Annotated in this window: 11 protein-coding genes and 1 tRNA gene; 6 read left to right on the top strand and 6 right to left on the bottom strand. The window is 39.4% G+C overall.

Annotation, left to right across the window (positions count from 1 at the left end; genetic code table 11):
• Positions 1–861, top strand: an 861-nt coding sequence (locus BCU94_RS09775; RefSeq protein ID WP_241904027.1) for a TIGR03899 family protein, incomplete at its 5' end; no start/stop codon positions are given.
• 22 nt (positions 862–883) lie between these two features.
• On the opposite strand, the gene BCU94_RS09770 is transcribed toward BCU94_RS09775, so the two are convergent.
• The gene (locus tag BCU94_RS09770) at positions 884–1,528 is read right to left on the bottom strand and encodes a hypothetical protein (protein ID WP_102476278.1); all 645 of its coding nucleotides are present in this window, start codon (positions 1,526–1,528) and stop codon (positions 884–886) included.
• Between the two features lie 422 nt (positions 1,529–1,950).
• Here BCU94_RS09770 and BCU94_RS09765 point away from each other — a divergent pair, with 422 nt between their 5' ends.
• The gene (locus BCU94_RS09765; RefSeq protein WP_102436154.1) at positions 1,951–2,373 is read left to right on the top strand and encodes an organic hydroperoxide resistance protein; all 423 of its coding nucleotides are present in this window, start codon (positions 1,951–1,953) and stop codon (positions 2,371–2,373) included.
• Positions 2,374–2,470: 97 nt separating this feature from the next.
• Here BCU94_RS09765 and BCU94_RS09760 read toward each other — a convergent pair whose 3' ends face one another.
• Entirely contained in the window at positions 2,471–2,995 is a 525-nt protein-coding gene (locus BCU94_RS09760) for a DUF3087 domain-containing protein (RefSeq protein ID WP_102476277.1), read from the bottom strand.
• A gap of 439 nt (positions 2,996–3,434) precedes the next feature.
• Between BCU94_RS09760 and egtB the strand changes: the two genes are divergently transcribed.
• The 4 genes from egtB (at position 3,435) to BCU94_RS09740 (ending at position 7,242) form a co-directional block, all read left to right on the top strand.
• Positions 3,435–4,700: an ergothioneine biosynthesis protein EgtB gene (gene egtB / locus BCU94_RS09755; RefSeq protein WP_102476276.1), complete on the top strand. Its 1,266-nt coding sequence runs from the start codon at positions 3,435–3,437 to the stop codon at positions 4,698–4,700.
• Positions 4,697–5,686 (top strand): L-histidine N(alpha)-methyltransferase, encoded by a 990-nt coding sequence (locus BCU94_RS09750; RefSeq protein ID WP_241901044.1) that lies wholly within the window; start codon positions 4,697–4,699, stop codon positions 5,684–5,686. Before egtB ends, BCU94_RS09750 begins: the two co-directional genes overlap by 4 nt.
• A gap of 124 nt (positions 5,687–5,810) precedes the next feature.
• The gene (locus BCU94_RS09745; RefSeq protein ID WP_102476274.1) at positions 5,811–6,191 is read left to right on the top strand and encodes a nuclear transport factor 2 family protein; all 381 of its coding nucleotides are present in this window, start codon (positions 5,811–5,813) and stop codon (positions 6,189–6,191) included.
• Between the two features lie 124 nt (positions 6,192–6,315).
• Positions 6,316–7,242 (top strand): LysR family transcriptional regulator, encoded by a 927-nt coding sequence (locus BCU94_RS09740; RefSeq protein ID WP_102476273.1) that lies wholly within the window; start codon positions 6,316–6,318, stop codon positions 7,240–7,242.
• Between the two features lie 111 nt (positions 7,243–7,353).
• Here BCU94_RS09740 and BCU94_RS09735 read toward each other — a convergent pair whose 3' ends face one another.
• The 4 genes from BCU94_RS09735 to BCU94_RS09720 all read right to left on the bottom strand — a co-directional run bounded on the left by BCU94_RS09735 (position 7,354) and on the right by BCU94_RS09720 (position 12,675).
• Positions 7,354–8,337, bottom strand: a complete 984-nt coding sequence (locus BCU94_RS09735; RefSeq protein WP_102436142.1) for an MDR family oxidoreductase — start codon at positions 8,335–8,337, stop codon at positions 7,354–7,356.
• A gap of 323 nt (positions 8,338–8,660) precedes the next feature.
• Positions 8,661–11,756 (bottom strand): DEAD/DEAH box helicase family protein, encoded by a 3,096-nt coding sequence (locus BCU94_RS09730; RefSeq protein ID WP_157937395.1) that lies wholly within the window; start codon positions 11,754–11,756, stop codon positions 8,661–8,663.
• Positions 11,719–12,312 carry a class I SAM-dependent methyltransferase gene (locus BCU94_RS09725; RefSeq protein ID WP_102476271.1) on the bottom strand — a complete coding sequence of 198 codons (594 nt, stop codon included), beginning with the start codon at positions 12,310–12,312 and terminating at the stop codon, positions 11,719–11,721. The genes BCU94_RS09730 and BCU94_RS09725 overlap by 38 nt, the downstream gene beginning before the upstream one ends.
• A gap of 286 nt (positions 12,313–12,598) precedes the next feature.
• Positions 12,599–12,675 (bottom strand) — tRNA-Trp (locus BCU94_RS09720).
• Positions 12,676–13,371: the final 696 nt, after the last annotated feature.

The following is a 13,371-nucleotide window of genomic DNA, read 5'->3' as shown; positions in this document are numbered from 1 at the left end:
TCAACTAAGGCCTCAACTAAAGCTTCGACTAAGCCGCTAAACTCAGCACAGGCAAACGACAACGGCGCTAAGGTTTCAGCAAGTAAAAAAGCGCTTTTGCTGGGTAAAGTACTGGGATTAGCCAGTGAAGAAGATTATCGCCCTTCCAGTGCATCCATTGCTGAGCGAGCTGAGTTTCGACTACGAAAACTACACTCTCAGCATCAGCTTAATCTGGAAACCATCTTTAAATTGGCTCTCACTTATACGCCTACAGATGTGACAGGAGAAGATTTAGACCCTGATTGGAGTTACCAGTTTTTTCAAATGGCTGAGCAAATTAATAGCCGCAGAATGCAAGATTTATGGGCACGCATTTTAGCCAGTGAAATAGTTAAACCGGGTAATTTTAGCCTAAGAACATTGGCAACCCTTAAACAACTGACCCAAAGAGAAGCCCATATTCTTGAAAAAGCCTTGGGAATGTCAGTAAAACTTAATCACGAAAGCCGTTATAAACTGCTCAGTGGCTACCGTATACATGGCGGTATCAAACAATATTTTAGAAAATCGACTCTGATGAATTTCGGGCTATCGAAATATGGTTTGCCCTATTCGAGTATATTGACCTTAATTGATGCGGGAATACTTCACAGCAGTGAATTTGAAACTGGCACCTTAGACAAAGGCGTTAAAATTCAATTAAATATGATAGACAACAAAATAGCTATTGAGCCTAATAGCAATAACTTACTATTCAGTTATTACCGTTTTACCCCCATTGGAGATGAACTCAGCCAATTGGTTCATCCTAAGGTTGATAGTGCTTTTGTAAAGGATTTAACCGCACTACTTAGCAGAGACTTTAAGGTAGAAAGTTAATAGCAGCTATATAGATGCGAGACTATTTAAAGTCTTTAGTTGAGGCGACTGTGGCTTGAACATCCGCTTGCGTCTCACCATGCTCATAAAGAGAAGAATGCTGAGCTTTATGCATCGAAAATAAAAATTGTCTGAGGGTTTCTCTTGAGTCTTCTCCGACAATAATTGTTGCTGCAATAACGCCATTGTCTGAGCGAACTTTTTTATATTCAATATCAAAACTAATTTCATGGGTAAGCACCAAGGTGCCACGCCTAGGTTTGCTTGACTCGATAATCTGCGGTGCATCTAAAGTGACGCCAGTGCTTGAAAGCGACAACACATCAATGGCTAAATTTGTATCAAAATCAATAATTCTGACATTATCTAACTCTTTCATGCGCCAGCTTCTATCTGCACCTCGGGTATCCACGACTTCAGGGATCCCCAGTTGAGACACAAATTGGCCCAGTTCATCCATTTTTAAAGAGAAAGGAAACCATAAACGGTAGTGACCAATTTCAGCTAGTAACGTCATCTGAGTTTTCCCTAACAGGCTGGCTAAAGCCTCGGGCATTTCAGTGGTCACAGCAACGGAATCAGTATCACTTTTACTAACAACAGGAGGCTGCTTGGCAAAAAGTTCACTGAAACAGGCTAACTCTTCTTTGGTTAATGTTGAAGTCATTGTCAATCCTCCCTGATGTTTATACTTTAAGATAGCCTAAAAACATTAACACGCAAGCTACATTTATTCAAACATGTAGAAATGTTCAGTTTTAATAAAAACCAATAAAATTATAGGCTTTCAACATTTAGCCTATACCTAAAAAGAGTTAGCCACCTACTTGAAACCAGCTCGTGATTCAACGACTTTCGAATCAATTATCTCAAGCATACTCAAGTCATCCACCCACTGTGAGTAAATCTAGCGCCAGCTATTTAGCACCATATCATTTTCAAAATAATCTTGGGAAAAATAAATAAATCACAATTAGGTTGCGCGCAATATAATTGTGATTTATTGTTACTCCCAGTTAAGTTGCGCACAACCTAAATTCAAGTGTGCGTATCAAGATAATGATTTTAATTATGTAATTTGGAGTAATAATGGACATCATTTATTCAGCATCAGCAAAAACTACCGGCGGTCGTGATGGACGCTCAGTATCTTCAGACAACAAACTTTCTGTTGAGTTAAGCACGCCAAAAGAATTAGGTGGCGCAGGCGGAGAAGGAACCAACCCTGAACAACTTTTTGCTGCTGGTTATTCAGCCTGTTTTATTGGCGCGATGAAATTTGTTGCGGCCCAAGATAAGAAAATACTCAGTGCTGATTTGTCAGTAGAAGCAACCGTGGGCATTGGTGCAAATACCCAAGGCGCTGGGTTTGCCATTGAGGTGGCACTTCGCATTGATTTACCAGCAATGGATAAAGTAGCAGCGCAAGCCTTAATCGAAAAAGCTCATCAAGTTTGCCCTTATTCCAATGCAACTCGCGGTAACATTCGCGTTGAGCTGTCACTGGTTTAAGCATAAACAGCTGTTGAGACTATTGCTCTAAACACTGATCAAAAAGCCCCCAAATTACTCATTTATAGCGTAATTAGGGGCTTTTTGTTTAAATGATTTAGAACTTTTCGAGTAAATTTTCAGAGAAGTCCTTTGTCGTTATTTCAAGGTTTAAATCGGCAAGTTTTGATTCGATAGCACTGATATCAGCTTGAAGTGTGGCCAGTGTCAGGGTGTTATTGTCTAACTCAAACACTTGCTTTTGAGTCGTCAAATAAAACAATAAAACCGTTAACGCATCTGGATCATTGTCCCTAGCGGCCAGTTTGATTTTAGCCAGTTTGCGATAAATTCGATTATGCAGTTGTTTTAACTTCCATACCCAGTAAATCTCTTTTAGGTATTCATGCTTCTTATAAAAGTTCATTACTAAGCTGCAGGTGAGTACCGCGAGGATAACGCCTAACAAGTTTAGGTGAAAGTGCCCAGTAGATTCACCACTGGCCACCGTTTTATTACCAAAAAATTCAATTAGCACGGTACCAAAACCGAGGGATAATAGGGTTAAACTCGCCACTAATGACACTAGAACCACATTCAAACGTTGACGATATAGCGCCTTATCAACCTTCATTAACTGCATGCAACAACCTTAAAAAAATATGATGACTTATTTTACACTGAATAAGATCGCAAAGTAGCCATTGCTAAGGCTATTTTAATTAGGGAGTAAACCTTTGTCGTGTTAGTAGCAAAACTTCAGCCTTAGTTTTTAATGTGCACGCGTCAACAGCCTATAGCCAATATTTTCAGATTTAACTTAACCACTTAGTAAAATGCTACCTAGATGATTTTATGATAAAAAACTTTCATCTTGGTTTATTTTGACTAGGCTTAACATTAGTAGTTATTTTAACCAATTAGAAAAAATTAAAAACAACCAGCTCAGTTGATAAGTCTTAAAAGACACATAAAAGCCAAAAGATGAATTATAGATGCCTATTGCTGTTGCCTGTCATCAGCTTGAAAGAAATTATTGTCATAGTGCTTCTAAGTATATCGTTGCAGAAAGGGATTTATAGATGGATATCAAGGGGAGCTTAGAGTGTAACCAGTTAATTAAACGCTATATTGCCACCAGAGCCGCCACAACCGAAATATGCGCCCCGTTAGAAATAGAAGATCTGTGTATTCAGCCCTGCGCCGACGTCAGTCCACCTAAATGGCATTTGGGACATACTACTTGGTTTTTTGAAGAGCTAATATTACGCCAGTTTGTTGCAGGTTATCAGCGCTTTGATGAGCATTTTAGCTTAATTTTTAACTCTTACTATAAATCAGCAGGCCTGCATTGGACCCAAAAAGATCGCGGTAACTTGTCTAGGCCTACGGTAGCGCAAATAGCCCAATACCGTCAGCAAATTGATGAGCTAATTGTAAGCTTACTCAATGCTGGGATATCAGAAGAAATTGCTACCATTATTGAAATTGGTATTCATCATGAGCAGCAGCATCAAGAGCTTCTGTATATGGACATTAAGTATATTCTGCATTGCAATCCCAGCAGTCCTCGCTACAGCAAAACACCGTTAATGAGCGCACAAGCGGTCACTGGCTCATGGCACACTTATACTCAGCAACTGGTGGAAATTGGTCATTGTGGCGAAGGCTACGCATTTGATAATGAATCACCGCCTCATAAAACTTACCTGACAGATTTCTCAATCTCTGACACTCTTATCACTAATGGTGAGTATTTAGCGTTTATTGAGTCAGCAGGCTATCAAACGCCAAAATACTGGTTAAGCATGGGCTGGGATTGGCTTAACGAGAACGGTATTACATCGCCTTTGTATTGGCGAAATCTCGATGGAAAATGGTTTGAATACACCCTTCATGGCCTAACACCTTTAGACTTAAGTGCCCCTGTGGTTCATGTCAGTTATTTTGAGGCCAACGCCTTTGCCAATTGGCGCCAATGCCGCTTACCCACAGAGCAAGAGCTAGAGCATTATTTACGCAGTAGCGACAATCAAGCCTTAATCTCAGCCCAAGGCCTGCCACCAGCAAGTTATCATCAACCTCAGTTACACCCCATCAATGCAGGTGATACTTCAGGTCAAGTCTGGTGTTGGAGCCAAAGCCATTATTCAGCCTACCCCGGCTATAAGCCCTTTGAAGGCAAGTTAGAAGAATACAATGGCAAGTTTATGTGTAATCAGTTTGTGCTTAGAGGCGGCTGTATTGCCACACCGCCACATCACTATCGACATAGTTATAGAAATTTTTATCAACCACACCAGCAATGGATGTTTTCAGGGATCAGATTAGCAAAGGATATCGTGTGAAGATTTCTAAAATTGATTATAAAAGTGACAATATTGACGCAATAAATAAAGAGCAATTTGCGATTGATGTATTAACTGGCCTTAGCGCTAGCCCAAAAACCTTACAAGCTAAATACTTCTACGACGATACTGGCAGTAAGATTTTTCAGCAAATTACCCAACATGAAGATTACTACCCCACTCGCACTGAGTTTGAAATTTTAAACACCATCAAACATGAACTGGCGGAGCTTATAGGTGAACAGGAAATTGATATTATCGAACTCGGAGCAGGCGACGGTCATAAAAGCCAATTAATCATTGATGGGTTCGTGGATCACAACTGTAAAGTCAATTACTACCCCATCGACATTTCAGAAGAAGCCATGCTGATGTTAGAAGACAACATTTGCGATCACCCTAATGTTGAATGTCACGGCATAGTAGCGGAATACTTTGAAGGCTTAAGGCTGGTGAGAGAAAAATCGACCAACAAACAACTGGTATTGTTTTTAGGCTCCAATATTGGCAATTTTGATCGAGTTCAAAACCAAGGCTTTTTACGTCGTTTGTGGATGAGCATGAATGCTGGCGACTATGCACTGGTGGGTTTTGACCTAAAAAAAGATGTCGATATACTGACCCGAGCTTATAACGACTCCAGTGGACTCACCAAAGACTTTAACCTGAATTTATTAACGCGGATCAACAACGAGCTTGGGGCTAACTTTGTAGTGGATAATTTTCAGCACTTTGGCATTTACAGCCCCCTTCTGGGCGCTATGGAAAGCTACGTCATCGCCTCAAAGCCACAAAATGTCTATATTTCGGCGCTAAAAAGACAATTTCATTTCGACGCCTTTGAACCGATTCATTTAGAGTACTCCTTTAAGTTTCTCAAAAGTGATATTGACTTTATTAGCCAACATACCGGTTTTGAGGTCATTAAACACTTTTCAGATGAGCGCGACTATTTCATTGATTCATTGTGGCAAGTTAACAAGTAACCACCCTATTTTAATACTATGACGTCATCTTGCGATAACAACCGCGGCAAACTAGGCTTTGGCAGTGGCGATTTAATACCTTGCATGAAAGAGACTTAAAACCATTCAAACTCAGGAGCGAACAATGCCCCAAGATCTTCAAGCCAATAAACACAATGCTATCGCATTTTACCGCTGCGCTTATTTAGGCGACCCTGTTAAGGCCGTTGAAAAATATGTTGGCGCAGAATACATTCAGCACAATCCGATTGTGGCAGATGGTAAACAGGCTTTCATCGATTACTTCATTGAGATGGCTGAATATAAAGGAAAAACAATTGAGTTTGTCAGGGCCATAGCAGAAGATGATTTAATGGCGCTGCATACCCATCAAGTGTGGCCTGGTAACGATCAGTATGTCACCATGGATTTCTTTCGATTTGATGACCAAGGCAAGATAGTCGAACATTGGGACTCTATTCAACAAATACCCGCTGAATCAAAACATAGTAATACAATGTATTAAGCCGTCATTAGGCGTAAATTAAGCTATTTCTTGCTTATCTATAGAAGTCTTTCAAAACCAGTAAATCATTAACGTGATAGCTTAACCATCAAACCTAAATCGACTAATAATTGCTAATAATCTTATGAAACTTGAAGAAATTTACCGACAAGACCTTAGTTTACTTATCGCCTTACAAATCTTAGTCGAAGAGTGCAGTGTTACAAAAGCAGCAAAACGGCTGCACTTGAGTCAATCTGCCACCAGTCGAATCTTAAGTCGCTTGCGGGAAATGCTCAACGACCCTCTCTTTTCACGGGTCGGCCAACAATTAGTACCAACCCAATATGCTCTAGATTGCTATCAACAGCTGCAAGGCCCTACAGGTCAATTACTACAACTGCTTACCCCCAGTGAATTTATTGCCAAAGAATGCCAACAAAAATTCACCATAGCTACCACTGACTTTGCCGCACAAGGTCTGCTGCCACTGGTGTTACCTAAGCTCTATCAACTAGCACCCAATATTGGCATTGAGGTCATTCCGGTGCAGCATCAATACCTTCAATCGCAACTAAGTTTACAAGGCGCTGACATGGCAATTTGCCGCGCCATAGATCAAACAGAGCAATTACAACAAACAAGGTTAGGTTTAGTGGGCGTTAGCTGTTTAGTTTCTAATAACCACCCTGTTGCAGATAAAGCCCTATCTCTAGAAGATTACCTACACTTTCCCCACGCTACCATTGCCATTAGTGATGGTGTTAAAGCCATTGTCGACTCATCTATCGCGCAATTCCCACAACGTAAAGAGTTATTAAGGGCGCCAAACTTAGACAGTGCACTGGCACTGCTTGAGCTGCATCCATTAATTATTACCTTGCCAGAGGGTATGGCTGAAATCGCCGCAGCCAAACACGGTTTAATTGTAAAGCCACTGCCGTTTGCAATAGCGCCACTAAACTACAATTTATTTTGGCATGCACGCTGTGAATTAGATAAAGGTCAGCGCTGGCTAAGGGATAAAATAGTCGACTTAATTAAGCCTTTGCTTATCAGTAACAGGCAATAATGAGCACTAAAAAAGACACTAAAAAGCGGCTATTAAAGCCGCTTTACGATCTTTTAAATAAATGCTTGAGCTAAAAAATTAATCTTTAATGAATAGCTTCAAGCTAATAAATTATTGGCAATTAACTAATACCCGCCCCGTCACCTTACCTTTAACAATCTGCTGTGCAAATTCTGGTACTTGTTCAAGAGCAACAGTTTGACAGGCTTGCTGGTAAAAACTCTCTGGCAACAAGGCAATAACTTGCTCCCATGCCTTCACGCGCTTTTCAAACGGGCAAGCAACAGAGTCAACACCCAACAAGTTAACTCCACGTAAAATAAACGGCATCACTGTGGTTGGTAAGGCAAAGCCACCCGCTAAACCACAAATAGCGGCACTACCACCATAATTGATTTGGGTTAACGCGGTAGCCAACACTTGATTACCGACGGTATCAACCACCCCTGCCCAGCGCTGTTTATCTAAAGGGCGACCCGCTTGTTCAAACTCGCTTCGGTCAATCACTTCACTGGCACCAAGCTGTTTAAGCAGCTCACCATTAGACTCAACACGGCCAGAACTTGCCACAACGCGATAGCCAAGCGCTGACAGTAACGTCACAGCAACAGAGCCAACACCGCCACTGGCACCCGTTACTAGCACTTCACCTTGTTCAGGTGTAACACCAGCCTGCTGTAATGCTTGCACACACAACATCGCAGTTAACCCTGCTGTGCCAACCATCATAGCTTTAGCAGCATCAGCATTTTGAGGCATAGGTACTAACCAATCAGCTTTAACACGAGCCTTCTGGGCCATACCGCCCCAATGGTTTTCACCAACGCCCCAACCCGTTAGGATTACCTCATCACCAGCTTTATAACGCGGATCTGCAGATTCACTTACCACACCCGCAAAATCAATCCCTGGTACCATTGGGAAATTACGAATAATTTTGCCTAACCCAGTGACCGCTAGACCATCTTTGTAATTTAGCGATGAATAACTTACATCAACTAACACTTCACCTTCAGGAAGATCAGCAACAGATAATTGGCGAACCTCAGCTTGGGTCTGCTTATCATTTTGGGTTAATACAAGTGCGTTAAACATGGTGGCGCTCCTTACATTTTAGATAAAATTATCATAGTGTAAAAACCACCATGAATACACTGCAAACTTTGCATGCCACACATGCACAGGAGTCATACACAAAGGCCGGTGTTGAGATGGGCATGTTTGCTGATAGCTGTTAGCTGATCACATATCATTTGCGAGCAAAATAAACCATCAAATGAGTATAGGTGCAATTCAGCGTTAGTGAGGGAGGAGGAGAAATAAAGAAAATTGTAGCCTTAAAATGCCCTCAAATTAAAGCCTCATAGATATAAAACCACTCTGCTTTTATCTTGTTAAATATAACAAAACAGGCAAGTTTAATTCTTAATAACTCCTTTAAAACGCGCGAAAGTATTCATTTGTTCGGACGCATTAAGGGGATGATAGTCTTTATTATTTGCGATCAATGTGTATTTACCTTGTGATTGCTTAATTACTTTTCTAAGTAAATACTGCGGTTCCCCTATATCATCTAGTAACTCAATTGCTAGGATTTGATTTGAGATTGAGCCAGCACTAACTGGCGTGATCCATTCAAATAGCAATAGGTCACCATCAAGTATGGGGGATTTCCCACCATTCATTGAGTTACCTGATGCTTTTGCAATGAAGTGTTTATCTGGGTTATTTGTTCCGTATTCTGTGGGGATTTGTATAAAACTTACCTTATCAGCCGTACTGGTTTTAAAGTGACCGCAAGCAATTTTAAGATCTTCAAAAAACGGTAATGAAACTAGGTTTTGATTGTCGAGTTCTGCCTCAAGATTTGGCAGGTTTAAAGTAGCGATATCTTCTTTGGTGATTGTCATATCAAGCTTATTGTAATAATGGCTAAGATCCTCCCGCATTTGAGTGGTAATCGCGCTCAAATCTGATTGTTTGAGTTTGTCCCATAACACGGTATCAAATGCGATCAAATTCAACTCTTGGCACTGATAAAAGAAACGCTTACGTTCGAATTTTTCAAATGGATTGATAAGAATATTACGCTTGATATACGCCGAATCCAATAAATTTTCACTGATATTAAGTGGGTTACCGCCTTTCTCTGCTTTACCATATTTACTCAATAAAGATTCATAGAAACCTGCATATAAACCAGCAACTACATCTAAATCCAATTCGCCTTGTTTATTACAGTGGTTCGCCATGACAATAAGCAAAATAATTTTGTATGAGAAAGTATAATCACGTTTTTCAATAAACTCGATAAAGTCAGCCTTTCGAGTATCCTGTGTTCTAAGTGGAATATTTTTGGTGATTCTTATTTTTTCTAGCTGTTCGAAGCTAAAGTAATTAAGATTTTTACTACCAAATGGAATCGTTTTATCGGCAACCAAATCACCTTTTTTCATCCAAGCTTTTACTGTACCTGTTGAAATAAATAGCTCTCTAGCTAGCTGCTCTTCATTTAGTAGGTCTCTAAACTCTTTTTCAAAATTAAAGATATTAATCGGTTCGATTCTTCGCTCCGACTCCCATAATCCATCTAAAATAATTAATTCATTCTGAGATGTCCCTTGAACATCTTTTACCAGATCACCAAAAGGTTGATAGTGACTCAAATTAAATAAGCCATGTAATGACCAAGGTGTAATAGCTGCTCCATAACTATCAACCACATCAATTACATATAGCGCTTCTTTGCCTGGATAATTTCGTGTTCCTCGTCCTAATTGCTGGGTATAAAGTACTTTCGACATTGTTGGCCTAGCCATAACAAGAATACTGGTTTGAGGCGAATCCCAGCCTTCGTTTATTAAATCGCAAGCACATAGCATTTGAACCTCACCCCTATGATATAAATCTAGGCCAGTACGTTCCTTACCACTTACCGAAGCCGCTTTTATACCTGATTGATTTAATAGCTTGGCCATTCTTTGGGTGTGTTTAATATCGACACAAAACACTATGCCCTGCTGTGTGCTGATAGATTGTGCTTGTTGATTAAAAAAGTATTTAAGTAAAACATCTGCAATCAGTTGGTCACGCGAAGGGATGATCACAGTTTTCTGTAAATCGGTTTTAACGAATTCTTTGCCGTTAAATCTTACCTTCGAAAAATCAATATTTGATTCTAATCTGAAAGCTCGAATTTGCGGCACTAACTTTTTCAAAATAGCTTGTTCTAAGGTCATCTCAACTTCGTAATGACCAAAAATATCACTCAGAGAGCGCTTATCAAGACGCTCATCCGTAGCAGTTAAGCCCAAAAGACTCTTAGGAGAAAAGTAATTTAAAACTTGGCGTAAACCATCTGCAGCAGCTCTGTGCGCTTCATCAATAAGAATATAATCGAAATGGTTTCTAGCGAGTTTACGATAATGCCGTAATACATAGGCACTAGTTTGCACTGTAATATCGAGTTGTGAATTGTTAAGTAACTCACCAACCCTTATCTCTGGAATTTGTGCCTCTAACCTTTTAATTAGCTGCATTTTTAGCGCAACTGTCGGCACAACAGCTAACACTTGTTTGGCATTGGATTGCTGTAATTGCTGCCTAACATCTTCAATAAACACTTCTGTTTTACCCGAACCAGTAGGCAGTACTACTAAAAATCTATTCTGGCCTGCTTTTCTTTTTTCAATTAGGGTGTTTACAGCATCCTGTTGATGGGCATATAAACTAAAATCAACGGAACGTTCAGCTCTATATAATGGAGATTTTAAGAAATGTTCAGATTGGCCAAAATAATCTTTCATTTGGTCTTCAAATTTAAAAGAATCACTCATGCCCCTATCTGACCAGCGATATACAAGGTAACCGTCATTTACTAATGAGTTTTGTTTAAATAGTTGCGATCGATATTGCTTCTGAGAGACTATCCGAGATAAGGGGTGATGATAGGTTTCACCATTTAGTTCTATCGCTATAGGTGATGTTTTACGATGCAAAATGTAATCAATAAATCGCTTATGTCCTTGCCTATCGATATAAGGAGCTTCCGCTTGCAAAGCATGTATAGATGCTGGCCCAAACACACTCTCAAATATTTCTGCAAACTTAAATTCGGGGGGAGTAGGATCGATATGTTGTTCCTCACGATTCGAGCCAAACTTTTTTAGTTCTATGCTCTCAATTTCGGAGGATAAAAAGTGGCTTATATCATCAATTAACTGCTGTATTTCAAGTGCACAAAAACGGAGTAACCCTTGATAATGGTGCATCAGCTGATTCTGATAGCTAGTGTAATCAACATAATAAAAATCAGAAGGTTGAAGGGAATATAATGAATTATCGACCAAAATTGCTGAAGGCTGATTCCGCAAATTAGAATCATTATTGCCGATAAAAGTATATAAGCGGCCAACATCAACCACATTTTCTAACTTATACCCAAAACTAGCTAAAACCTGATCAACTGCAATCCCATCAAGCCCCATTGCGATCGCCTTTAATAAGAATTGCATTAAGCCACTTTTCATCCTGTCGGTCAGGCCGAGCATCAGCAGTGATCCAACTTTTTACAACATTAAAATCACTTCCATCTATGAAATCGTTAAGCCTTTTTTCATCTGCATTCGTGAAATAACGCCCGCCTCTCTCTACATCGCTAACACCATACTTAAAAGAACAATAAAGATAACCACCATCCCTTAAACTTCTAGATAAATTAGCGAATGAAGCTGGCAGTAAATTACTAGCTACATGTAATAAAGAGGCGCAAGCCCAAATACCATCAGCCAATGATGAAGCTTTAAAACAATCAAAAGTGTTTAGTTCAACATCAATCCCCGTTAGTTCAGATGCTTTTAGCACTAAACTCTCACTTGCATCAAATGCACTCACTTCGAAGCCTTGCTTTAAAAAATACAAGCTATCTCGTCCGCTTCCGCAGCCAGCATCAATAATATGCCCATTCGGCTTTAATAGAGGAATGAAGATTTCGTACAAAAGGGATAAATCTACATTGACGGTATCATTATAAAATGATTCAGCATTAATGTTATAAAAGTTATTTATCATAGGCTTGGATTGTATAAGCAATTTTCAACAGACTATCATAAGCAGCAAGATATATTGTATTTCTGCATCAAGCAACTTAACTCATAGCAAATATTAATTGAGAAAGGTAATTGAAATTGAAGGCTGACACGTTAATCGAATAAATGTTTAAACTAACTTATTGATGTTGGACTTTGAACGTTAAATAGCAATCAACATATCACTTTTGTTAATATTCAAAAATAATTAAATTGATTAAAAGCCAGAAAAGACAAAGGCCTAGCATTTCTGCTAGGCCTTCTAAATTTGGCAGGGGTAGCAAGACTCGAACTCGCAACCATCGGTTTTGGAGACCGCTGTTCTACCAATTGGAACTATACCCCTGTTGACGGAATGCATTATGCTAAAACCACTGAGAAAGGTAAAGCATTATTTATCACAAACGTACTGACTGTGGGTTTTTCAGCCAAATTAAGCAATTTATAATCTACTTTGCTATTTTGGCAATGCGAAGCTCACTTACATACGGTATTTACATGATGTCGGATCACATACTCTTCTTAAACAGTTACGTAACTGAGCTTAAGGAGACTTACAAATGACTTGCTTGAGTACAAGCAGCACAATTACCAATCGCAACGAATAGTCGCTTATAAACACTTACAAGTGGTATGAACTGCATTTAGAGCTATTGCCCTTCACCAGTTTAGAACTAAAGTCTTTAATAGGTCATAACGGCTTAGGTGAAACGGCTTTAGATATCGTTAAAACCTAACGCTTCGAGTTTGAGAAACCAGCTAAGAATTTACGATTTAGCATAAGTGAGAGGAAATATAACAATTTACAACAGTAGTAACATCAACAAAGTTGAACAATAAACACTCAAATTAATGATTTTAAAATACTTCATAGTTATTTAATTAATCTAAAAAGTAAAAATATCATCATTGCTGACATCTGGAATAAATGCTTAATATTAAAACTAAATATCATCATAGAATGATGATATTTATTCGACGCAACGAAAAAAGCCTCATCTTTCGATGAGGCTTTCGTCTTTATGTTGGCGGAGCGGACGGG

Origin of the sequence: Shewanella sp. 10N.286.52.C2, from assembly GCF_002874545.1 — a bacterium.
Classification (GTDB): domain Bacteria; phylum Pseudomonadota; class Gammaproteobacteria; order Enterobacterales; family Shewanellaceae; genus Shewanella.
The sequence above is the reverse complement of the archived record's forward strand: the minus strand, read 5'-3'. Positions and strand labels throughout refer to the sequence as shown.

Coding starts and splice junctions, on each gene's coding strand:
- BCU94_RS09725 (WP_102476271.1), bottom strand. CDS start 12,312: ATGATAAATAACTTTTATAACATTAATGCTGAATCATTTTATAATGAT.
- BCU94_RS09765 (WP_102436154.1), top strand. CDS start 1,951: ATGGACATCATTTATTCAGCATCAGCAAAAACTACCGGCGGTCGTGAT.
- BCU94_RS09735 (WP_102436142.1), bottom strand. CDS start 8,337: ATGTTTAACGCACTTGTATTAACCCAAAATGATAAGCAGACCCAAGCT.
- BCU94_RS09760 (WP_102476277.1), bottom strand. CDS start 2,995: ATGCAGTTAATGAAGGTTGATAAGGCGCTATATCGTCAACGTTTGAAT.
- BCU94_RS09730 (WP_157937395.1), bottom strand. CDS start 11,756: ATGCAATTCTTATTAAAGGCGATCGCAATGGGGCTTGATGGGATTGCA.
- BCU94_RS09745 (WP_102476274.1), top strand. CDS start 5,811: ATGCCCCAAGATCTTCAAGCCAATAAACACAATGCTATCGCATTTTAC.
- egtB (WP_102476276.1), top strand. CDS start 3,435: ATGGATATCAAGGGGAGCTTAGAGTGTAACCAGTTAATTAAACGCTAT.
- BCU94_RS09770 (WP_102476278.1), bottom strand. CDS start 1,528: ATGACTTCAACATTAACCAAAGAAGAGTTAGCCTGTTTCAGTGAACTT.
- BCU94_RS09740 (WP_102476273.1), top strand. CDS start 6,316: ATGAAACTTGAAGAAATTTACCGACAAGACCTTAGTTTACTTATCGCC.